This is a genomic window from Pseudomonas synxantha BG33R (assembly GCF_000263715.2).
Lineage (GTDB): Bacteria > Pseudomonadota > Gammaproteobacteria > Pseudomonadales > Pseudomonadaceae > Aquipseudomonas > Aquipseudomonas synxantha_A.
Window position 1 is genome coordinate 5,625,021 of sequence record NZ_CM001514.1, and the last position, 19,670, is coordinate 5,644,690.

28 protein-coding genes are annotated in these 19,670 nt (G+C 54.7%); all 28 read right to left on the reverse strand.

Annotated features, from left to right (window positions below):
- Nucleotides 1-44: 44 nt before the first annotated feature.
- Entirely contained in the window at nucleotides 45-161 is a 117-nt protein-coding gene (rpmJ, locus tag PSEBG33_RS29115; protein WP_002555468.1) for a 50S ribosomal protein L36, read from the reverse strand.
- Between the two features lie 28 nt (nucleotides 162-189).
- Nucleotides 190-1,518, reverse strand: coding sequence for a preprotein translocase subunit SecY (gene secY, locus PSEBG33_RS03065; protein ID WP_003194637.1), 1,329 nt, complete (start codon nucleotides 1,516-1,518; stop codon nucleotides 190-192).
- On the reverse strand, nucleotides 1,519-1,956 hold the full coding sequence (gene rplO / locus PSEBG33_RS03060) for a 50S ribosomal protein L15 (protein WP_003176407.1): 438 nt from the start codon (nucleotides 1,954-1,956) through the stop codon (nucleotides 1,519-1,521).
- Nucleotides 1,957-1,959: 3 nt separating this feature from the next.
- Nucleotides 1,960-2,136 (reverse strand): 50S ribosomal protein L30, encoded by a 177-nt coding sequence (rpmD, locus tag PSEBG33_RS03055; RefSeq protein ID WP_003176408.1) that lies wholly within the window; start codon nucleotides 2,134-2,136, stop codon nucleotides 1,960-1,962.
- Between the two features lie 2 nt (nucleotides 2,137-2,138).
- Nucleotides 2,139-2,639 (reverse strand): 30S ribosomal protein S5, encoded by a 501-nt coding sequence (gene rpsE / locus PSEBG33_RS03050; protein WP_003176409.1) that lies wholly within the window; start codon nucleotides 2,637-2,639, stop codon nucleotides 2,139-2,141.
- Between the two features lie 3 nt (nucleotides 2,640-2,642).
- Nucleotides 2,643-2,993 carry a 50S ribosomal protein L18 gene (gene rplR / locus PSEBG33_RS03045; RefSeq protein ID WP_003186037.1) on the reverse strand — a complete coding sequence of 117 codons (351 nt, stop codon included), beginning with the start codon at nucleotides 2,991-2,993 and terminating at the stop codon, nucleotides 2,643-2,645.
- A 10-nt stretch (nucleotides 2,994-3,003) separates the two neighbouring features.
- On the reverse strand, nucleotides 3,004-3,537 hold the full coding sequence (gene rplF / locus PSEBG33_RS03040) for a 50S ribosomal protein L6 (RefSeq protein WP_003194640.1): 534 nt from the start codon (nucleotides 3,535-3,537) through the stop codon (nucleotides 3,004-3,006).
- Nucleotides 3,538-3,549: 12 nt separating this feature from the next.
- On the reverse strand, nucleotides 3,550-3,942 hold the full coding sequence (gene rpsH / locus PSEBG33_RS03035; protein WP_003176413.1) for a 30S ribosomal protein S8: 393 nt from the start codon (nucleotides 3,940-3,942) through the stop codon (nucleotides 3,550-3,552).
- A gap of 208 nt (nucleotides 3,943-4,150) precedes the next feature.
- Nucleotides 4,151-4,456: a 30S ribosomal protein S14 gene (gene rpsN / locus PSEBG33_RS03030; protein ID WP_003176414.1), complete on the reverse strand. Its 306-nt coding sequence runs from the start codon at nucleotides 4,454-4,456 to the stop codon at nucleotides 4,151-4,153.
- Nucleotides 4,457-4,469: 13 nt separating this feature from the next.
- A complete protein-coding gene (gene rplE / locus PSEBG33_RS03025; protein ID WP_003194642.1) occupies nucleotides 4,470-5,009 on the reverse strand; it encodes a 50S ribosomal protein L5 in 540 nt (179 codons plus the stop codon).
- A gap of 22 nt (nucleotides 5,010-5,031) precedes the next feature.
- A complete protein-coding gene (gene rplX, locus PSEBG33_RS03020) occupies nucleotides 5,032-5,346 on the reverse strand; it encodes a 50S ribosomal protein L24 (protein ID WP_003176416.1) in 315 nt (104 codons plus the stop codon).
- A gap of 11 nt (nucleotides 5,347-5,357) precedes the next feature.
- Nucleotides 5,358-5,726, reverse strand: coding sequence for a 50S ribosomal protein L14 (gene rplN / locus PSEBG33_RS03015; RefSeq protein WP_002555479.1), 369 nt, complete (start codon nucleotides 5,724-5,726; stop codon nucleotides 5,358-5,360).
- A 23-nt stretch (nucleotides 5,727-5,749) separates the two neighbouring features.
- Entirely contained in the window at nucleotides 5,750-6,016 is a 267-nt protein-coding gene (gene rpsQ, locus PSEBG33_RS03010) for a 30S ribosomal protein S17 (RefSeq protein ID WP_003176419.1), read from the reverse strand.
- A 2-nt stretch (nucleotides 6,017-6,018) separates the two neighbouring features.
- The gene (rpmC, locus tag PSEBG33_RS03005) at nucleotides 6,019-6,210 is read right to left on the reverse strand and encodes a 50S ribosomal protein L29 (protein WP_002555481.1); all 192 of its coding nucleotides are present in this window, start codon (nucleotides 6,208-6,210) and stop codon (nucleotides 6,019-6,021) included.
- The gene (gene rplP, locus PSEBG33_RS03000) at nucleotides 6,210-6,623 is read right to left on the reverse strand and encodes a 50S ribosomal protein L16 (protein ID WP_003176421.1); all 414 of its coding nucleotides are present in this window, start codon (nucleotides 6,621-6,623) and stop codon (nucleotides 6,210-6,212) included. The genes rpmC and rplP overlap by 1 nt, the downstream gene beginning before the upstream one ends.
- A 12-nt stretch (nucleotides 6,624-6,635) precedes the next feature.
- On the reverse strand, nucleotides 6,636-7,322 hold the full coding sequence (gene rpsC, locus PSEBG33_RS02995) for a 30S ribosomal protein S3 (RefSeq protein WP_003176422.1): 687 nt from the start codon (nucleotides 7,320-7,322) through the stop codon (nucleotides 6,636-6,638).
- A 13-nt stretch (nucleotides 7,323-7,335) separates the two neighbouring features.
- Nucleotides 7,336-7,668, reverse strand: a complete 333-nt coding sequence (rplV, locus tag PSEBG33_RS02990) for a 50S ribosomal protein L22 (RefSeq protein ID WP_003103908.1) — start codon at nucleotides 7,666-7,668, stop codon at nucleotides 7,336-7,338.
- Between the two features lie 11 nt (nucleotides 7,669-7,679).
- Nucleotides 7,680-7,955, reverse strand: a complete 276-nt coding sequence (gene rpsS / locus PSEBG33_RS02985) for a 30S ribosomal protein S19 (protein ID WP_002555486.1) — start codon at nucleotides 7,953-7,955, stop codon at nucleotides 7,680-7,682.
- A 16-nt stretch (nucleotides 7,956-7,971) separates the two neighbouring features.
- Nucleotides 7,972-8,796, reverse strand: coding sequence for a 50S ribosomal protein L2 (gene rplB / locus PSEBG33_RS02980; protein ID WP_003186055.1), 825 nt, complete (start codon nucleotides 8,794-8,796; stop codon nucleotides 7,972-7,974).
- A gap of 14 nt (nucleotides 8,797-8,810) precedes the next feature.
- Nucleotides 8,811-9,110, reverse strand: a complete 300-nt coding sequence (gene rplW / locus PSEBG33_RS02975; RefSeq protein WP_002555488.1) for a 50S ribosomal protein L23 — start codon at nucleotides 9,108-9,110, stop codon at nucleotides 8,811-8,813.
- On the reverse strand, nucleotides 9,107-9,709 hold the full coding sequence (gene rplD / locus PSEBG33_RS02970) for a 50S ribosomal protein L4 (protein ID WP_003176424.1): 603 nt from the start codon (nucleotides 9,707-9,709) through the stop codon (nucleotides 9,107-9,109). The genes rplW and rplD overlap by 4 nt, the downstream gene beginning before the upstream one ends.
- Before the next feature lie 12 nt (nucleotides 9,710-9,721).
- The gene (gene rplC, locus PSEBG33_RS02965; RefSeq protein WP_003194649.1) at nucleotides 9,722-10,357 is read right to left on the reverse strand and encodes a 50S ribosomal protein L3; all 636 of its coding nucleotides are present in this window, start codon (nucleotides 10,355-10,357) and stop codon (nucleotides 9,722-9,724) included.
- 81 nt (nucleotides 10,358-10,438) lie between these two features.
- Nucleotides 10,439-10,750, reverse strand: a complete 312-nt coding sequence (rpsJ, locus tag PSEBG33_RS02960) for a 30S ribosomal protein S10 (protein ID WP_003186070.1) — start codon at nucleotides 10,748-10,750, stop codon at nucleotides 10,439-10,441.
- Nucleotides 10,751-10,907: 157 nt separating this feature from the next.
- Complete coding sequence (gene tuf / locus PSEBG33_RS02955) at nucleotides 10,908-12,101, reverse strand: elongation factor Tu (RefSeq protein WP_005791980.1); 1,194 nt, start codon at nucleotides 12,099-12,101, stop codon at nucleotides 10,908-10,910.
- Between the two features lie 30 nt (nucleotides 12,102-12,131).
- Complete coding sequence (gene fusA / locus PSEBG33_RS02950; RefSeq protein WP_005791981.1) at nucleotides 12,132-14,237, reverse strand: elongation factor G; 2,106 nt, start codon at nucleotides 14,235-14,237, stop codon at nucleotides 12,132-12,134.
- Between the two features lie 30 nt (nucleotides 14,238-14,267).
- Nucleotides 14,268-14,738 (reverse strand): 30S ribosomal protein S7, encoded by a 471-nt coding sequence (gene rpsG / locus PSEBG33_RS02945; RefSeq protein ID WP_002555493.1) that lies wholly within the window; start codon nucleotides 14,736-14,738, stop codon nucleotides 14,268-14,270.
- Between the two features lie 118 nt (nucleotides 14,739-14,856).
- On the reverse strand, nucleotides 14,857-15,228 hold the full coding sequence (gene rpsL, locus PSEBG33_RS02940) for a 30S ribosomal protein S12 (protein ID WP_002555494.1): 372 nt from the start codon (nucleotides 15,226-15,228) through the stop codon (nucleotides 14,857-14,859).
- 216 nt (nucleotides 15,229-15,444) lie between these two features.
- Complete coding sequence (gene rpoC / locus PSEBG33_RS02935) at nucleotides 15,445-19,644, reverse strand: DNA-directed RNA polymerase subunit beta' (RefSeq protein WP_005791982.1); 4,200 nt, start codon at nucleotides 19,642-19,644, stop codon at nucleotides 15,445-15,447.
- Nucleotides 19,645-19,670: the final 26 nt, after the last annotated feature.

Sequence of the window (19,670 nt, forward strand, 5' to 3'; positions counted from 1 at the left end):
CAACCCGGCAGCGCACTAGCTGCCGGGCTTCAAGCGGATCACACTCAGCCTTGGCGCTGTTTGTGACGCGGTTCCGCGCTGCAAATTACTCGAACAACACCTTCGCGGCGAATAATCTTGCAGTTACGGCACAGCTTTTTCACCGATGCACGAACTTTCATCACCAACTCCTCGAACCTTATGGGGTACTCAGCGCAACATGCCGCTGCCGTAGCCCTTCAGGTTGGCTTTCTTCATCAGGGATTCGTACTGGTGCGAAACGAGGTGCGATTGTACTTGGGACATGAAGTCCATCACAACCACGACCACGATCAGCAACGAGGTCCCGCCAAGGTAGAACGGAACGTTTGCTGCAACCACCAGGAACTGGGGCAACAGACACACGGCCGTCATATATAGAGCACCGAACAGGGTCAAACGAGTCAGAACGCCATCAATGTAGCGCGCCGACTGCTCACCTGGACGGATGCCCGGAATAAAGGCACCGGACTTCTTCAGGTTTTCCGCTACGTCTTTCGGATTGAACATCAACGCCGTATAGAAGAAGCAGAAGAAAATAATCCCTGCACTAAACAGCAGAATATTCAACGGCTGACCAGGAGCGATCGACTGAGAGAGGTCCTGCAGCCAGCCCATATTTTCAGACTGACCAAACCAGGTACCCAACGAAGCCGGAAACAGCAAGATGCTGCTCGCGAAAATTGCCGGAATAACACCGGCCATATTCACTTTCAGCGGCAAGTGGCTGGTCTGCGCAGCAAAAACCTTACGGCCCTGCTGACGCTTGGCGTAGTGAACAGCAATACGACGCTGGCCACGCTCAATGAACACCACAAAACCGATAATCGCTACTGCCAGCAAACCGATAGCAACCAGGGCGAAGATATTGATATCACCCTGACGCGCAGACTCGAAAGACTGCCCGATTGCTCTCGGAAGACCGGCGACGATACCTGCGAAAATCAACATCGAGATACCGTTACCAACACCACGCTCAGTAATCTGCTCACCCAGCCACATCATGAACATCGCACCAGCCACAAACGTGGATACCGCGACGAAATGGAAGCCAAAGTCACCAGTGAACGCAACGCCCTGCCCTGCCAGGCCAACGGACATGCCGATAGCTTGAACCAGGGCGAGGACTACAGTGCCGTAGCGGGTGTACTGGCTAATCTTGCGACGGCCAGCTTCACCTTCCTTCTTCAACTGCTCCAGCTGCGGGCTGACGGCTGTCATCAGTTGCATGATGATCGAGGCCGAAATGTACGGCATGATCCCCAGTGCAAAGATGCTCATCCGCTCCAGCGCACCGCCGGAAAACATGTTGAACAAGCTAAGAATGGTCCCCTCATTCTGTCGAAACAGGTCTGCGAGTCGGTCCGGGTTGATACCTGGAACCGGGATGTGTGCGCCTATTCGGTAGACGATAATCGCCAGGAACAGAAAACGCAGACGAGCCCAAAGTTCAGACATACCGCCTTTGCCGAGCGCTGAGAGAGCACCTTGCTTAGCCATTTATTCCTCGAACTTGCCGCCAGCTGCTTCGATAGCCGAACGCGCACCTTTGGTGGCGCCGATTCCCTTGCCGATAGTGACAGCGCGAGTCACTTCACCGGACAGCATGATTTTCACACGCTGTACGTTGACGTTGATCACGTTGGCATCTTTCAGGGTCTGCACAGTAACGATGTCGCCTTCCACTTTAGCCAGCTCGGACAGACGCACTTCTGCGCGGTCCATGGCTTTCAGGGATACGAAACCGAACTTAGGCAGGCGACGATGCAGCGGCTGTTGACCGCCTTCAAAGCCTGGAGCGATGGTGCCACCGGAGCGGGAGGTTTGACCTTTGTGGCCACGGCCACCAGTCTTACCCAAACCGCTACCGATACCACGGCCCGGACGATGCTTTTCGCGACGGGAACCCGGCGCTGGACTCAGATCATTGAGTTTCATCGATTAACCCTCTACACGCAGCATGTAGTAAGCCTTGTTGATCATCCCGCGATTCTCGGGAGTATCCTGGACTTCTACAGTGTGACCGATGCGACGCAGACCCAAACCTTTAACACACAGTTTGTGGTTAGGGATGCGGCCGGTCATGCTTTTGATCAGCGTTACTTTAACGGTAGCCATGATCAGAAGATCTCCTTGACAGTCAGACCACGCTTGGCAGCGATGGACTCAGGAGATTGCATAGCTTTCAGACCCTTGAAAGTGGCGTGAACCACGTTTACCGGGTTAGTCGAGCCGTAGCACTTGGCCAGAACGTTCTGAACGCCAGCAACTTCGAGGACAGCACGCATAGCGCCGCCAGCGATGATACCGGTACCTTCAGAAGCAGGCTGCATGTACACCTTCGAAGCGCCGTGAGCGGACTTCATTGCGTACTGCAGAGTGGTGCCGTTCAGATCAACTTGGATCATGTTGCGACGAGCAGCTTCCATTGCCTTCTGGATCGCGGCAGGCACTTCACGTGACTTGCCACGGCCGAAGCCAACACGCCCTTTACCATCACCCACCACGGTCAACGCGGTGAAAGTGAAGATACGGCCGCCTTTAACGGTTTTGGCTACGCGGTTAACTTGAACCAGCTTCTCAATGTAGCCTTCGTCGCGCTTTTGGTCGTTATTTGACATAACTTAGAACTCCAGCCCAGCTTCACGAGCAGCATCAGCCAGCGCTTTCACGCGACCGTGGTACTTGAAGCCAGAGCGGTCGAAAGCCACTTGCGAGACGCCAGCGGCCTTAGCACGCGTAGCGACCAGCTGGCCAACCTTTGTGGCCGCGTCGATGTTGCCAGTGGCACCATCACGCAGTTCTTTATCCAAAGTCGAGGCGCTTGCCAGGACTTTGTTGCCGTCGGCCGAGATGACCTGGGCGTAGATGTGCTGCGACGAGCGGAACACGCAGAGACGCACGACTTCGAGTTCGTGCATTTTCAGGCGTGCTTTGCGAGCGCGACGCAGTCGAGTAACTTTTTTGTCGGTCATTTGCTATGCCCTACTTCTTCTTGGCTTCTTTACGACGGACGACTTCGTCCGCGTAGCGCACACCTTTGCCTTTGTACGGCTCTGGTGGACGGAAGTCGCGGATCTCAGCGGCCACTTGACCTACCAGCTGCTTGTCGATGCCCTTGATCAGGATATCGGTCTGGCTAGGAGTCTCAGCAGTGATGCCCGCTGGCAGTTCGTAATCCACTGGGTGCGAGAAGCCAAGGGCAAGGTTCAAAACCGTGCCTTTTGCTTGCGCTTTGTAACCAACACCGACCAGCTGGAGCTTGCGCTCGAAGCCTTGGCTTACGCCTTGGACCATGTTGTTTACCAACGCACGCGTGGTACCGGCCATTGCGCGAGTTTGTTGATCGCCATTGCGAGCAGCGAAACGCAGCTCACCAGCTTCTTCAACGATCTCAACGGACGAATGGATGTTCAGTTCAAGAGTACCCTTGGCACCCTTCACCGAAAGCTGTTGGCCTGCGAATTTGACTTCGACACCGGCTGGCAGCTTAACGGGGTTCTTAGCGACGCGAGACATGCTTATCCCCCCTTAGAACACAGTGCAAAGAACTTCGCCGCCGACACCGGCAGCGCGCGCAGCACGATCCGTCATCACACCTTTGTTGGTGGAGACGATAGACACGCCCAGACCGCCACGAACTTTCGGCAGATCTTCAGCGGACTTGTACTGACGCAGGCCTGGACGGCTAACGCGCTTCACTTCCTCGATGACCGAACGGCCTTCGAAGTACTTCAGCTCGATGGACAGCAGTGGTTTGATTTCGCTGCTGATCTGATAACCCGCAATGTAGCCTTCGTCTTTCAGGACTTTGGCAACAGCTACCTTCAACTTGGAAGATGGCATGCTTACGACGGACTTTTCAGCCATCTGGGCATTACGGATACGAGTTAGCATGTCCGCTAACGGGTCCTGCATACTCATGGGCTAGACGCTCCTAATACAAAAAAATTAGCCTTGCGGCTACATATGTCGCCGAGAATCTCCGAGCACAAAAAACACGGGCTCAGGCGAGCCGCGTATTTTAGACACACTCCAGAAATGAAACAAGCCCCAAAAGGGGCTTGATCCAGATTCAAGGTCACCGGCGGTCAGTATCTTGCGATTCAGACCACCTGGACGTTGAAAGTACTTACCAGCTGGCTTTAACCAGACCTGGTACGTCACCACGCATTGCCGCTTCACGCAGTTTGTTACGGCCGAGGCCGAACTTGCGGTAAACGCCGTGTGGACGACCGGTCAGGCGGCAGCGGTTACGCATGCGCGAAGCGCTTGCGTCACGTGGCTGCTTCTGCAGAGCAACTGTAGCTTCCCAACGTGCTTCTGGACTTGCGTTCAGATCAACGATGATTGCTTTCAGTGCTGCACGCTTCTTGGCGTACTTGGCAACCGTGAGCTGACGCTTCAGCTCGCGGTTTTTCATGCTCATCTTGGCCATGGTCCTACTCCAATCAGTTGCGGAACGGGAATTTGAAAGCACGCAACAGGGCGCGACCTTCATCATCGTTCTTGGCAGTGGTGGTCAGGGTGATGTCCAGACCGCGGAGAGCATCGATCTTGTCGTAGTCGATTTCCGGGAAGATGATCTGCTCTTTCACGCCCATGCTGTAGTTACCACGACCATCGAAGGACTTGGCATTCAGGCCGCGGAAGTCGCGGACCCGAGGCAGGGAGATCGACAGCAGACGATCCAGGAATTCGTACATACGCTCACGGCGCAGAGTCACTTTGACGCCGATCGGCCAACCTTCACGGACTTTAAAGCCAGCGATGGATTTCCGAGCGTAAGTCACAACGACTTTTTGACCGGTGATCTTTTCCAGGTCGGCAACAGCGTGCTCGATGACTTTTTTGTCGCCGATCGCTTCGCCCAGACCCATGTTCAGGGTGATTTTGGTGACGCGCGGAACTTCCATCACGTTCCCGAGCTTAAGTTCTTCCTTAAGCTTAGGGGCGATTTCCTTCCGGTAAATCTCTTGTAGTCGTGCCATGGTCTAATCTACCTAGCAGTGTTCAAGCATCAACCGCTTTTTGGGTCGACTTGAAGACACGAATTTTCTTACCGTCTTCTACTTTGAAACCAACGCGGTCAGCCTTGTTGGTTTCGCCATTGAAGATGGCGACGTTAGAAGCGTCCAGCGGAGCTTCTTTCTCGACGATACCGCCCTGCACGCCCGACATCGGGTTAGGCTTGGTATGACGCTTGACCAGGTTCAGACCACCGATAACCAGACGGTTATTAGCGAGAACCTTAAGCACCTTACCGCGCTTACCTTTGTCTTTGCCGGCGATCACGATGATCTCGTCGTCACGACGAATCTTTTGCATGTCGGATCTCCTTACAGCACTTCTGGGGCGAGCGAGACGATCTTCATGAACTTCTCAGTACGAAGTTCACGGGTCACTGGCCCAAAGATACGGGTGCCGATCGGCTCTTGCTTGTTGTTCAGAAGAACAGCAGCGTTGCCATCAAAGCGGATAATGGAGCCATCAGCACGACGTACGCCGTGACGAGTGCGGACTACAACAGCAGTCATCACTTGGCCTTTTTTCACTTTACCGCGAGGAATTGCTTCCTTCACGGTAACCTTGATGATGTCACCGATACCAGCGTAACGACGATGGGAGCCACCCAGCACCTTGATGCACATAACACGGCGAGCGCCGCTGTTATCGGCCACATCGAGCATGGATTGAGTCTGAATCATATAATTTCTCCGACCCCTAGTCCTTAGACTTCCACAGCGCGTTCGAGAACATCAACCAGTGCCCAAGACTTGGTCTTGGCCAGCGGACGAGTTTCACGAATAGTGACTTTGTCGCCGATGTGGCACTGATTGGTTTCGTCGTGCGCGTGCAGCTTAGTCGAACGCTTAACATATTTACCGTAGATCGGGTGCTTAACGCGACGCTCGATCAAAACGGTGATGGTTTTGTCCATCTTGTCGCTGACAACACGGCCAGTCAGCGTACGGACAGTCTTTTCGGCTTCAGCCATGATCACTTACCTGCCTGCTGGTTGAGCACAGTCTTCACGCGAGCGATGTCACGCTTAACTTGCGAGAGCAGATGAGACTGCCCCAACTGGCCAGTTGCTTTCTGCATACGCAGATTGAACTGGTCGCGCAGCAGGCCGAGCAGTTGCTCGTTCAGCTGCTGTGCGGATTTTTCACGAAGTTCATTCGCTTTCATCACATCACCGTCCGTTTAACAAAGGAGGTGGCGAGCGGCAGCTTTGCAGCAGCCAGGGCGAAAGCCTCACGCGCCAGCTCTTCAGAAACACCCTCGATTTCATACAGGACTTTGCCTGGCTGAATCTGGGCAACCCAGTATTCCACGTTACCCTTACCTTTACCCATCCGAACCTCGAGAGGTTTTTTGGAGATCGGCTTGTCCGGGAATACACGGATCCAGATCTTGCCGCCACGTTTTACGTGACGGGTCAGAGCACGACGCGCTGACTCGATCTGACGAGCGGTGAGACGACCACGAGCTACAGACTTCAGCGCGAACTCGCCGAAGCTGACTTTGCTACCGCGCTGAGCCAGACCACGGTTGTGGCCTGTCATCTGCTTGCGGAACTTCGTACGCTTAGGTTGCAACATTTGGCGTACCCCTTACTTAGCAGCTTTTTTACGAGGCGCTGGTGCTTGTGGTTTCAGTTCTTCTTGGCGACCACCAATTACTTCGCCTTTGAAGATCCAAACCTTTACACCGATCACACCGTAAGTGGTGTGAGCTTCGTAGTTGGCATAGTCGATGTCGGCACGCAGGGTGTGCAGTGGCACACGACCTTCGCGATACCATTCAGTACGTGCGATTTCAGCACCGCCGAGACGACCGCTCACTTGGATTTTGATGCCTTTGGCACCAATGCGCATGGCGTTCTGTACGGCGCGCTTCATAGCGCGACGGAACATTACGCGACGCTCCAGCTGCTGAGCTACGCTCTGCGCAACCAGCATACCGTCGAGCTCCGGCTTGCGGATCTCTTCGATATTGATGTGCACAGGCACACCCATTTGCTTGGTCAGGTCCTGACGCAGTTTCTCAACATCTTCACCTTTCTTCCCGATAACGATACCTGGACGAGCGGTGTGGATGGTGATACGTGCAGTTTGGGCCGGACGATGGATATCGATACGGCTTACGGACGCGCTTTTTAGTTTGTCTTGGAGATACTCACGCACCTTCAGATCAGCGAACAAATAGTCCGCATAAGTCCGACCGTCTGCGTACCAGACGGAGGTGTGCTCCTTGACGATTCCCAGGCGAATGCCAATGGGATGTACTTTCTGACCCATCTCTTCGACTCCGTTACTTGTCAGCAACCTTGACAGTGATATGGCAAGACCGCTTGACGATGCGATCAGCACGGCCTTTGGCACGTGGCATGATGCGCTTCAGCGAACGCCCTTCGTTGACGAAAACGGTGCTGACCTTCAGGTCATCAACGTCTGCGCCTTCGTTATGCTCGGCGTTGGCTACGGCCGACTCCAGCACTTTCTTCATGATCTCGGCGGCTTTCTTACTGCTGAAAGCCAACAGGTTGAGCGCTTCGCCCACCTTCTTCCCGCGGATCTGGTCGGCGACCAAGCGGGCTTTCTGGGCGGAGATTCGAGCGCCCGACAACTTAGCGGCTACTTCCATTTCCTAACCCCTTAACGCTTGGCTTTCTTGTCTGCCACGTGCCCACGATAAGTGCGGGTACCGGCAAACTCGCCCAGTTTGTGGCCGACCATGTCTTCGTTAACGAGAACTGGGACGTGTTGACGACCGTTGTGTACTGCGATGGTCAGACCGACCATTTGTGGCAGGATCATCGAACGACGCGACCAGGTCTTAACTGGTTTGCGATCGTTCTTTTCCGCCGCCACTTCGATCTTCTTCAGTAGGTGAAGATCAATAAAAGGACCTTTTTTCAGAGAACGTGGCACTGTCGTATCCCTCTATTTACTTGCGACGACGGACGATCATTTTGTCGGTACGCTTATTACCACGAGTCTTCGCGCCCTTAGTCGGGAAGCCCCATGGCGATACCGGATGACGACCACCAGAGGTACGACCTTCACCACCACCGTGTGGGTGGTCAACCGGGTTCATGGCAACACCACGAACGGTTGGGCGAACGCCACGCCAGCGTTTGGCACCAGCTTTACCCAACGAACGCAGGCTGTGCTCGGAGTTCGAGACTTCGCCCAGGGTCGCACGACATTCAGCCAGCACTTTACGCATCTCACCAGAACGCAGACGCAGGGTCACGTAGACACCTTCACGAGCGATCAGCTGAGCCGAAGCACCAGCGGAACGAGCGATTTGCGCGCCTTTACCTGGCTTCAATTCGATGCCGTGTACGGTGCTACCAACTGGAATGTTACGCAGTTGCAGAGCGTTGCCCGGCTTGATCGGCGCCAGGGCACCTGCGATCAGCTGGTCACCAGCACTCACGCCTTTAGGGGCGATGATGTAGCGACGCTCGCCATCTGCGTACAGCAGCAGAGCGATGTGAGCAGTACGGTTAGGATCGTATTCAATACGCTCGACAGTGGCAGCGATGCCATCTTTGTCATTGCGACGGAAATCGACCAGACGATAATGCTGCTTATGGCCACCACCGATGTGACGAGTGGTAATGCGACCATTGTTGTTACGACCACCAGACTTCGATTTTTTCTCGAGCAGCGGTGCGTGAGGAGCGCCTTTATGCAGCTCCTGGTTGACCACCTTGACCACAAAACGGCGGCCAGGGGAAGTCGGTTTGCATTTAACGATTGCCATGATGCACCCCTTCCTTACTCAGCACTGCTGCTGAAATCGAGATCTTGGCCTGGCTGAAGGGAGATAACTGCCTTCTTCCAGTCATTACGCTTGCCCAGACCGCGAGCAGTGCGCTTGCTCTTACCCAGAACATTCAGGGTAGTAACACGCTCTACTTTCACGCTGAACAGGCTTTCGACGGCCTTCTTGATTTCCAGCTTGGTTGCGTCAGTTGCAACCTTGAAAACGAACTGGCCTTTCTTGTCAGCCAGAACCGTAGCCTTTTCGGAAACGTGCGGGCCAAGCAGAACTTTAAATACGCGTTCCTGGTTCATCCCAGCAGCTCCTCGAATTTCTTCACGGCCGACACGGTGATCAACACCTTGTCGTATGCGATCAGACTAACTGGATCGGAACCTTGCACGTCACGTACATCAACGTGTGGCAGGTTGCGAGCAGCCAGGTACAGGTTCTGATCAACAGCTTCAGACACGATCAAAACGTCGGTCAGGCTCATGTTGTTCAGTTTGCCCAGCAGATCTTTGGTTTTTGGACTTTCAACAGCGAAGTCCTGAACCACGACCAGACGATCAGTACGCACGAGTTCAGCAAGGATGGAGCGCAGAGCTGCGCGGTACATCTTCTTGTTGAGCTTCTGAGAGTGATCCTGTGGACGAGCTGCGAAAGTGGTACCGCCGCCACGCCAGATTGGGCTACGGATAGTACCGGCACGAGCACGGCCAGTGCCTTTCTGACGCCAAGGGCGCTTACCGCCACCACGTACGTCGGAACGGGTCTTTTGCTGCTTGCTACCTTGACGGCCGCCGGCCATGTAGGCCACGACTGCTTGGTGAACCAGCGTCTCGTTGAATTCGCCGCCAAATGTCAGTTCGGAAACTTCGATCGCTTGAGCGTCATTTACATTTAATTGCATGTCAGCTTCCCCTTAACCGCGAGCCTTGGCCGCTGGACGTACAACCAGGTTGCCGCCAGTAGCGCCAGGAACAGCACCCTTGACCAACAACAGATTGCGTTCAGCGTCGACGCGCACTACTTCGAGGGACTGCACGGTCACGCGCTCAGCGCCCATATGACCGGACATTTTTTTGCCCTTGAATACACGACCAGGAGTCTGGCACTGGCCAATAGAGCCCGGGACGCGGTGGGAAACGGAGTTACCGTGAGTGTTGTCTTGACCACGGAAATTCCAACGCTTGATCGTACCCTGGAAGCCTTTACCTTTGGACTGACCGGTTACATCAACCAGTTGACCAGCGGCGAAGATTTCAGCGTTGATCAGATCGCCAGCCTGGTAGTCGCCGTCTTCAAGACGGAACTCCATAACAGTACGACCAGCTGCAACGTTTGCTTTAGCGAAGTGACCTGCTTGAGCAGCAGTCACGCGCGAAGCACGACGCTCGCCGACAGTGACTTGCACTGCACGATAGCCATCGGTTTCTTCAGTTTTGAACTGGGTGACGCGATTCGGTTCGATCTCAATGACCGTGACCGGAATGGAGACACCTTCTTCGGTGAAAATACGGGTCATACCGCATTTACGACCGACTACACCAATAGTCATGTTGTAAACCTCATGAGTGTACGGGGCTTTCACCCGCTATGGCCGCCCATTTCAGAGCGTTACACGACTAAGACCCAAGTCTTAGCCGAGGCTGATCTGTACTTCCACACCGGCCGCCAGATCGAGCTTCATAAGTGCATCAACGGTTTTATCCGTTGGCTGGACGATGTCCAGTACGCGCTTATGAGTACGGATCTCGTACTGGTCACGCGCGTCTTTGTTGACGTGCGGGGAGACCAGAACGGTGAACCGCTCTTTACGGGTAGGCAGTGGAATTGGACCACGCACTTGAGCACCAGTACGTTTCGCGGTTTCCACGATTTCCTGGGTGGATTGGTCGATCAGGCGATGGTCAAAAGCCTTCAACCTGATACGGATTTGCTGATTTTGCATTGGATTTCAGACTCCGGCTGCTATTCCCACCGGGCGCAATACGCCCGTTAAAAGGAGGCGCAATTCTATAGACGCCCTAGATAGGTGTCAACCCAATAAAAAAGCCCCCGCTAAGCGGGGGCTTTCTCAAAACATCAAAGCTCACTCAAAAGAGAGATTACTCGATGATTTTAGCTACAACGCCAGCACCAACGGTACGGCCGCCTTCACGGATTGCGAAGCGCAGACCGTCTTCCATTGCGATGGTTTTGATCAGGGTAACAGTCATTTGAATGTTATCACCTGGCATTACCATTTCAACGCCTTCTGGCAATTCGCAGTTACCGGTCACGTCAGTAGTACGGAAGTAGAACTGTGGACGGTAGCCTTTGAAGAACGGAGTATGACGACCGCCTTCTTCTTTGCTCAGAACGTAAACTTCTGCGGTGAACTTGGTGTGCGGCTTGACCGAACCTGGCTTAACCAGAACCTGGCCACGCTCAACGTCGTCACGCTTGGTACCACGCAGCAGAACGCCGCAGTTCTCGCCAGCACGACCTTCGTCGAGCAGCTTGCGGAACATTTCAACACCGGTGCAGGTGGTGACGGTAGTGTCACGCAGACCAACGATTTCCAGTGGATCCTGAACGCGAACGATACCGCGCTCGATACGACCAGTCACAACAGTACCGCGACCGGAGATCGAGAATACGTCTTCGATTGGCATCAGGAACGGCTTGTCGGTCAGACGAACTGGTTCTGGGATGTAGCTGTCCAGAGTTTCAACCAGTTTACGAACGGCAGTGGTGCCCATTTCGTTTTCGTCGTTGCCTTCCAGAGCCATACGAGCAGAACCGATGATGATCGGAGTGTCGTCACCTGGGAAGTCGTAAGTGCTCAGCAGGTCGCGCACTTCCATCTCAACCAGTTCCAGCAGCTCAGCGTCGTCTACCAGGTCAGCCTTGTTCAGGAAAACCACGATGTACGGAACGCCAACCTGGCGGGACAGCAGGATGTGCTCACGAGTTTGTGGCATCGGACCATCAGCGGCCGAGCAAACCAGGATCGCGCCGTCCATCTGGGCAGCACCAGTGATCATGTTCTTCACATAGTCAGCGTGACCTGGGCAGTCAACGTGAGCGTAGTGACGAATAGTCGAGTTGTACTCAACGTGCGCGGTGTTGATGGTGATACCACGAGCTTTTTCTTCTGGTGCGCTGTCGATCTTGTCGAAGTCAACACGAGCCGAACCGAAAACTTCGGAGCAGACGCGAGTCAGAGCAGCGGTCAGAGTGGTTTTACCGTGGTCAACGTGGCCGATGGTGCCAACGTTTACGTGCGGTAGGGAACGATCAAATTTTTCTTTAGCCACGACAATTAACTCCTTGCCTAAAGGACTGAATCAGCCTTGTTTTTTGGATACAGTTTCAGCGATGTGCGCCGGAGCTGTGTTGTATTTTTTGAATTCCATAGAGTAGCTTGCGCGACCCTGGGACATGGAGCGAACGTCGGTCGCATAACCGAACATCTCACCCAACGGAACCTCGGCGCGAATCACTTTGCCGGAAACCGTGTCTTCCATACCCAAGATCATGCCGCGACGACGGTTAAGGTCGCCCATGACATCACCCATATAGTCTTCAGGTGTAACAACTTCTACCGCCATGATTGGCTCAAGCAACTCACCACCGCCCTTCTGGGCCAGTTGCTTGGTTGCCATGGAAGCAGCCACCTTAAACGCCATCTCGTTGGAGTCGACGTCGTGGTAAGAACCGTCAAAAACGGTTGCTTTCAGGCCGATCAGCGGATAGCCGGCAACAACACCGTTCTTCATCTGCTCTTCGATACCCTTCTGGATAGCAGGGATGTATTCCTTAGGAACCACACCACCTACTACTTCGTTCACGAATTGCAGACCTTCCTGACCTTCGTCAGCAGGAGCAAAACGGATCCAGCAGTGACCGAACTGACCACGACCGCCGGATTGACGAACGAACTTGCCTTCGATTTCACAGTTCTTCGTGATGCGCTCACGATAGGAAACCTGAGGCTTACCGATGTTGGCTTCGACGTTGAACTCACGGCGCATCCGGTCAACCAGGATGTCCAGGTGCAGCTCGCCCATGCCAGAGATGATCGTTTGACCAGTCTCTTCATCAGTCTTGACGCGGAAAGATGGATCTTCCTGAGCAAGCTTGCCCAGAGCGATACCCATTTTTTCCTGGTCATCCTTGGTCTTAGGCTCTACGGCAACCGAGATAACCGGCTCCGGGAAGTCCATGCGAACCAGGATGATTGGCTTGGCAGCGTCGCACAAAGTCTCACCAGTGGTGACGTCCTTCATGCCGATCAGGGCCGCGATGTCACCAGCGCGTACTTCCTTGATCTCTTCGCGAGCGTTTGCGTGCATTTGCACCATACGGCCCACGCGCTCTTTCTTGCCTTTAACCGAGTTGATCACGCCGTCGCCGGAGGCCAACACGCCCGAGTAAACGCGAACGAAGGTCAAAGTACCCACGAATGGGTCTGTAGCGATCTTGAACGCCAGAGCCGAGAACGGCTCGTTGTCGTCAGCATGACGCTCCATCTCTTCTTCCTCGTTATCAGGGTTGGTACCCTTGATAGCAGGAATGTCGGTTGGAGCAGGCAGGTAGTCGATAACGGCATCGAGAACCAGGGGAACACCCTTGTTCTTGAAGGAAGAACCGCAAACAGCCAAGACGATCTCACCAGCGATAGTACGCTGACGCAGAGCGGCCTTGATTTCCACGTTGGTGAGTTCTTCACCTTCGAGGTATTTGTTCATCAGTTCTTCGCTGGCTTCGGCAGCAGCCTCAACCATGTTGTTGCGCCACTCGTCAGCCAGCTCCTGAAGCTCTTCAGGGATAGGCTTGCGAACAGGAACCATACCTTTGTCGGAATCATTCCAGTAAACAGCTTCCATGTTGATCAGATCGATCTGACCCTGGAAGTTGTCTTCGGAACCGATAGCCAACTGGATAGGCACCGGAGTGTGACCCAGACGCTGCTTGATCTGACCGATCACGCGCAGGAAGTTGGCGCCAGCACGGTCCATCTTGTTTACATAAACAAGACGTGGAACGCCGTACTTGTTGGCTTGACGCCATACGGTTTCCGACTGAGGCTCAACACCCGAGGTGCCGCAGAACACAACGACAGCGCCGTCGAGTACACGCAGGGAACGCTCAACTTCAATAGTGAAGTCTACGTGGCCCGGGGTATCGATTACGTTGAAGCGATGCTCGTCTTTGTACTGCTTCTCGGAACCTTTCCAGAAGGCGGTAATAGCAGCAGAAGTAATGGTAATACCACGCTCCTGCTCCTGAACCATCCAGTCTGTGGTCGCGGCGCCGTCATGCACCTCGCCCATTTTGTGACTTTTGCCGGTGTAAAACAGTACGCGCTCGGTGGTGGTGGTTTTACCAGCATCCACGTGAGCGACGATACCGATGTTACGGTAGCGGCTAATCGGAGTAGTACGAGCCATAAAGCCCTCGCAAAATTAGTGAAGCTAAAATTAGAAGCGGTAGTGCGAGAAAGCTTTGTTAGCTTCAGCCATACGGTGCACGTCTTCACGCTTCTTAACAGCAGCACCTTTACCTTCAGCAGCGTCCAACAGTTCGCCGGCCAAACGCAGAGCCATAGACTTCTCGCCGCGCTTACGGGCGAAGTCTACCAACCAGCGCATTGCCAGAGCGTTACGACGGGACGGGCGAACTTCAACCGGAACCTGGTAAGTAGCACCGCCTACACGGCGCGACTTCACTTCGACCAGCGGAGCGATGGCGTCGAGAGCTTTCTCGAAGATTTCCAGGGGGTCGCTGTTCTTGCGTTCTTTAACCTTTTCCAGCGCGCCATAAACGATACGCTCGGCAACGGCTTTTTTGCCGCTTTCCATCACGTGGTTCATGAACTTGGCCAGAATTTGGCTTCCGTATTTTGGATCGTCAAGCACTTCGCGCTTGGCTGCTACGCGTCTTCTTGGCATGGATAAGCCCTCAAACGGTCTTCAGGTTCGCTCGGAATCGGTGCCCTTTCGGGACGCCTCCGACCTTACTCTTATCGACTCAGAAAATAAGATGATTCAGGTTTACAAAAAGCCGCTACTACTTAGGCTTCTTGGTACCGTACTTCGAACGACCCTGGTTACGACCTTTAACGCCGGAAGTATCCAAGGAGCCGCGTACGGTGTGATAACGAACACCTGGCAAGTCTTTTACACGACCGCCGCGGATCAGTACCACGCTGTGCTCTTGCAGGTTGTGGCCTTCACCGCCGATGTACGAGGAAACCTCGAAACCGTTGGTCAGACGCACACGGCATACTTTACGCAGTGCCGAGTTAGGTTTTTTCGGCGTGGTGGTATACACACGGGTGCATACGCCACGACGTTGCGGGCAGTTCTGCAGCGCAGGTACGTCGGATTTCTCGACGATACGCTTACGCGGCTGACGTACCAGCTGGTTGATAGTTGCCATCTACTAGCTCCACTGTTGTCTTGCGACGCTATTGTCTTGCAAGAAAAGCAAAATGGCAGGAACGAATTCCCGCCAAATTTAGGGGTACAAGAGTCTAAAGAGGATCTTGTCCCCAGTCAAGGCAAGGCCCCGACCTCCCCTCGCGCCGAACCGGGGCAAAAATGCCTCGATCCGACGAACGGGAGTGTCAGGGCCCAGACTCATCTATCGCAGAACTCAGTTACCGCTTGAGTTCAGTGCTTCGGTCAGTGCAGCTTCCACTTCACTGGCGCTCACGCGCAGCGGCTTGTCAGCATCACGGCGACGCTTACGCTCGCTGTGGTAAGCCAAACCGGTACCCGCCGGGATCAGACGACCCACGACCACGTTTTCTTTCAGGCCGCGCAGGTAATCGCGCTTGCCAGTTACCGCTGCTTCGGTCAGTACGCGAGTGGTCTCCTGGAAGGAGGCCGCCGAGATGAACGACTCAGTGGACAACGACGCCTTGGTGATACCCAGCAGCACGCGAGTGAACTTGGAAACGAATTTCTCTTCGTTCGCCAGGCGCTCGTTTTCTACCAGTACGTGAGTCAGTTCCATCTGGTCGCCCTTGATGAAACTGGAATCGCCGGATTCAGCGATTTCAACTTTACGCAGCATCTGACGCAGGATGGTCTCGATGTGCTTGTCGTTGATCTTCACGCCTTGCAGACGGTAAACGTCCTGGATCTCGTTAACGATGTACTTGGCCAGCGCACTCACACCCAGCAGACGCAGGATGTCGTGTGGATCGCTCGGGCCGTCGGAGATAACTTCGCCGCGGTTTACCTGTTCGCCTTCGAACACGTTCAGGTGACGCCACTTCGGAATCAGCTCTTCATACGGATCGCTACCGTCGTTCGGAGTAATGACCAGACGGCGCTTGCCTTTGGTTTCTTTACCGAACGCGATGGTGCCGCTGACTTCAGCCAGAATCGACGCTTCTTTCGGACGACGAGCTTCGAACAAGTCGGCAACACGCGGCAGACCACCGGTGATGTCACGGGTCTTCGAAGTTTCTTGCGGGATACGCGCGATAACATCACCGATCGCGATCTTCGCACCATCCGCTACACCGACCAGGGCGTTGGCTGGCAGGAAGTACTGAGCGATTACGTCAGTGCCTGGCAGCAACAGATCCTTGCCGTTGTCATCAACCATCTTCACGGCAGGACGGATGTCTTTACCGGCAGCTGGACGATCTTTGGCGTCGAGTACTTCAATGTTGGTCATACCGGTCAATTCGTCAGTCTGACGCTTGATCGTGATGCCTTCTTCCATGCCCACGTAGGTCACGGTACCTTTCATTTCGGTAACGATTGGGTGAGTGTGCGGATCCCACTTGGCCACGATTGCGCCAGCGTCGACCTTGTCACCTTCTTTAACCGAAATCACAGCACCGTACGGCAGCTTGTAACGCTCGCGCTCACGACCGTAGTCATCAGCGATTGCCAGCTCACCGGAACGGGACACAGCAACCAGGTGGCCATCCACTCGCTCAACGTGCTTGAGGTTGTGCAGGCGGACGGTACCGCCATTCTTCACCTGAACACTGTCGGCTGCGGAGGTCCGGCTTGCCGCACCACCGATGTGGAACGTACGCATGGTCAGCTGGGTACCCGGCTCACCGATGGACTGGGCAGCGATAACGCCGACCGCTTCACCGATGTTTACCTGGTGACCACGAGCCAAGTCACGGCCGTAGCACTTGGCGCAAATGCCATAGCGGGTTTCGCAGCTGATCGGCGAGCGAACGATCACTTCGTCGATGCTGTTGAGTTCGATGAACTCGACCCACTTTTCGTCAACCAGGGTGCCAGCAGGAACGATAACTTCCTCGGTACCTGGCTTGAACACGTCACGGGCTATCACACGACCCAATACGCGCTCACCCAGCGGCTCTACAACGTCACCGCCTTCAATGTGCGGAGTCATCAGCAGGCCGTGCTCGGTGCCGCAATCGATCTCGGTTACAACCAGATCTTGTGCAACGTCTACCAGACGGCGAGTCAGGTAACCGGAGTTAGCGGTTTTCAACGCGGTATCCGCAAGACCCTTACGAGCACCGTGAGTGGAGATGAAGTACTGAAGTACGCTCAAACCTTCACGGAAGTTCGCAGTGATCGGCGTTTCGATGATGGAGCCATCCGGCTTGGCCATCAGGCCACGCATACCGGCGAGCTGACGGATCTGCGCAGCAGAACCCCGTGCGCCCGAGTCGGCCATCATGTACATCGAGTTGAAGGATTCCTGGTCAACTTCGTCGCCGTGACGGTCGATGACTTTCTCTTTCGAGAGGTTGGCCATCATCGCCTTGGAAACTTCGTCGTTCGCCTTGGACCAAAGGTCGATCACCTTGTTGTACTTCTCGCCCTGGGTTACCAGGCCGGAGGCGTACTGGCTCTCGATCTCTTTCACTTCGTCAGTGGCGGCACTGATGATGCGAGCTTTTTCATCCGGGATAACGAAGTCGTTAACACCGATGGAAACGCCGGAGATAGTGGAGTAAGCGAAACCTGTGTACATCAACTGGTCAGCGAAGATAACGGTCTCTTTCAAACCAACCACGCGGTAGCACTGGTTGATCAGCTTGGAGATCGCCTTCTTCTTCATCGGCAGGTTGACGACATCGTACGACAGACCTTTTGGCACAACCTGGTACAACAGCGCGCGGCCGACAGTGGTGTCGACGATACGGGTGTTGCTCACGCTGCCGCCGTCACGATCATTGACGGTTTCGTTGATCCGCACTTTGACCTTGGCGTGCAGTGCGGCTTCGCCGGCACGGAACACACGGTCAACTTCCTGCAGGTCAGCGAACACACGACCTTCGCCCTTGGCATTGATCGCTTCACGGGTCATGTAGTACAGACCCAATACAACGTCCTGCGACGGAACGATGATTGGCTCACCGTTGGCTGGCGACAGAATGTTGTTGGTCGACATCATCAACGCGCGCGCTTCCAACTGGGCTTCCAGTGTCAGCGGTACGTGCACGGCCATTTGGTCGCCGTCGAAGTCGGCGTTGTACGCGGCACAGACCAGAGGGTGCAGCTGAATAGCCTTACCTTCGATCAGTACTGGTTCAAACGCCTGGATACCCAGACGGTGAAGGGTCGGTGCACGGTTGAGGAGAACCGGGTGTTCGCGGATCACCTCGGCGAGAACGTCCCAAACCTCTGGCAGTTCGCGCTCGACCATTTTCTTGGCCGCTTTGATGGTGGTCGCGAGACCGCGCATTTCCAGCTTGCCGAAGATGAATGGCTTGAACAGCTCGAGTGCCATCTTCTTGGGCAGACCGCACTGGTGCAGACGCAGGGTCGGGCCTACGGTAATTACCGAACGACCGGAGTAGTCAACACGCTTACCGAGCAAGTTCTGACGGAAACGACCTTGCTTACCCTTGATCATGTCAGCCAGGGATTTCAGAGGACGCTTGTTGGAACCGGTGATAGCGCGGCCACGACGACCGTTGTCGAGCAAGGCATCGACAGCTTCCTGCAACATACGCTTTTCGTTGCGCACGATGATGTCCGGAGCGGACAGGTCAAGCAGGCGCTTCAAGCGGTTGTTACGGTTGATCACGCGGCGATACAGGTCGTTGAGGTCGGACGTCGCGAAACGACCACCGTCCAACGGTACCAGCGGACGCAGGTCTGGCGGCAGAACCGGCAGAACGGTCAGCACCATCCACTCTGGCAAGTTGCCGGAACCCTGGAAGGCTTCCATCAACTTCAGACGCTTGGACAGTTTCTTGATCTTGGTTTCGGAGTTGGTTTGCGGAATTTCTTCACGCAGGCGGCCAATCTCGTGTTCCAGGTCGATAGCGTGCAGCAGTTCGCGGACAGCTTCGGCACCCATGCGGGCATCGAAATCGTCACCGAATTCTTCCAGCGCTTCGAAGTACTGCTCGTCGTTCAGCAGCTGACCTTTTTCAAGGGTGGTCATGCCTGGATCGATAACGACATAGCTCTCGAAGTAGAGAACGCGTTCGATATCACGCAGAGTCATGTCCATCAGCAAGCCGATACGGGACGGCAGGGATTTCAGGAACCAGATGTGGGCGACTGGCGAAGCCAGTTCGATGTGCGCCATACGCTCACGACGAACCTTGGCCAGTGCGACTTCAACGCCGCACTTCTCGCAGATCACACCACGGTGCTTCAAGCGCTTGTACTTACCGCACAGGCACTCGTAATCCTTTACCGGGCCAAAGATCTTGGCGCAGAACAGGCCGTCACGCTCAGGTTTGAACGTACGGTAGTTGATGGTTTCCGGCTTTTTAACTTCACCGAACGACCACGAACGGATCATCTCAGGCGATGCCAATCCAATACGGATGGCGTCGAACTCTTCGACTTGACCCTGGTTTTTCAGCAAATTCAGTAGGTCTTTCAAGGCCTTTCCTCCTGGCGGAGCAGAGA

Excerpts from the sequence above, each read along its gene's own strand:
- rplB (WP_003186055.1), bottom strand. The coding sequence starts at position 8,796 with ATGGCAATCGTTAAATGCAAACCGACTTCCCCTGGCCGCCGTTTTGTG.
- fusA (WP_005791981.1), bottom strand. The coding sequence starts at position 14,237 with ATGGCTCGTACTACTCCGATTAGCCGCTACCGTAACATCGGTATCGTC.
- rpsG (WP_002555493.1), bottom strand. The coding sequence starts at position 14,738 with ATGCCAAGAAGACGCGTAGCAGCCAAGCGCGAAGTGCTTGACGATCCA.
- rplW (WP_002555488.1), bottom strand. The coding sequence starts at position 9,110 with ATGAACCAGGAACGCGTATTTAAAGTTCTGCTTGGCCCGCACGTTTCC.
- rplE (WP_003194642.1), bottom strand. The coding sequence starts at position 5,009 with ATGGCACGACTACAAGAGATTTACCGGAAGGAAATCGCCCCTAAGCTT.
- rplO (WP_003176407.1), bottom strand. The coding sequence starts at position 1,956 with ATGAAACTCAATGATCTGAGTCCAGCGCCGGGTTCCCGTCGCGAAAAG.
- secY (WP_003194637.1), bottom strand. The coding sequence starts at position 1,518 with ATGGCTAAGCAAGGTGCTCTCTCAGCGCTCGGCAAAGGCGGTATGTCT.
- rpmJ (WP_002555468.1), bottom strand. The coding sequence starts at position 161 with ATGAAAGTTCGTGCATCGGTGAAAAAGCTGTGCCGTAACTGCAAGATT.
- rpsJ (WP_003186070.1), bottom strand. The coding sequence starts at position 10,750 with ATGCAAAATCAGCAAATCCGTATCAGGTTGAAGGCTTTTGACCATCGC.
- rplV (WP_003103908.1), bottom strand. The coding sequence starts at position 7,668 with ATGGAAGTAGCCGCTAAGTTGTCGGGCGCTCGAATCTCCGCCCAGAAA.
- rplR (WP_003186037.1), bottom strand. The coding sequence starts at position 2,993 with ATGACCGACAAAAAAGTTACTCGACTGCGTCGCGCTCGCAAAGCACGC.
- rplP (WP_003176421.1), bottom strand. The coding sequence starts at position 6,623 with ATGTTGCAACCTAAGCGTACGAAGTTCCGCAAGCAGATGACAGGCCAC.
- rplC (WP_003194649.1), bottom strand. The coding sequence starts at position 10,357 with ATGACTATTGGTGTAGTCGGTCGTAAATGCGGTATGACCCGTATTTTC.
- rplD (WP_003176424.1), bottom strand. The coding sequence starts at position 9,709 with ATGCAATTAAATGTAAATGACGCTCAAGCGATCGAAGTTTCCGAACTG.
- rpsN (WP_003176414.1), bottom strand. The coding sequence starts at position 4,456 with ATGGCCAAGATGAGCATGAAAAACCGCGAGCTGAAGCGTCAGCTCACG.
- rpsH (WP_003176413.1), bottom strand. The coding sequence starts at position 3,942 with ATGAGTATGCAGGACCCGTTAGCGGACATGCTAACTCGTATCCGTAAT.
- rpmD (WP_003176408.1), bottom strand. The coding sequence starts at position 2,136 with ATGGCTACCGTTAAAGTAACGCTGATCAAAAGCATGACCGGCCGCATC.
- rpsC (WP_003176422.1), bottom strand. The coding sequence starts at position 7,322 with ATGGGTCAGAAAGTACATCCCATTGGCATTCGCCTGGGAATCGTCAAG.
- rplX (WP_003176416.1), bottom strand. The coding sequence starts at position 5,346 with ATGCAAAAGATTCGTCGTGACGACGAGATCATCGTGATCGCCGGCAAA.
- rplN (WP_002555479.1), bottom strand. The coding sequence starts at position 5,726 with ATGATTCAGACTCAATCCATGCTCGATGTGGCCGATAACAGCGGCGCT.
- rpmC (WP_002555481.1), bottom strand. The coding sequence starts at position 6,210 with ATGAAAGCGAATGAACTTCGTGAAAAATCCGCACAGCAGCTGAACGAG.
- rpsQ (WP_003176419.1), bottom strand. The coding sequence starts at position 6,016 with ATGGCTGAAGCCGAAAAGACTGTCCGTACGCTGACTGGCCGTGTTGTC.
- rplF (WP_003194640.1), bottom strand. The coding sequence starts at position 3,537 with ATGTCTCGCGTCGCTAAGAACCCCGTTAAGCTGCCAGCCGGTGTCGAA.
- rpsE (WP_003176409.1), bottom strand. The coding sequence starts at position 2,639 with ATGTCAAATAACGACCAAAAGCGCGACGAAGGCTACATTGAGAAGCTG.
- rpsL (WP_002555494.1), bottom strand. The coding sequence starts at position 15,228 with ATGGCAACTATCAACCAGCTGGTACGTCAGCCGCGTAAGCGTATCGTC.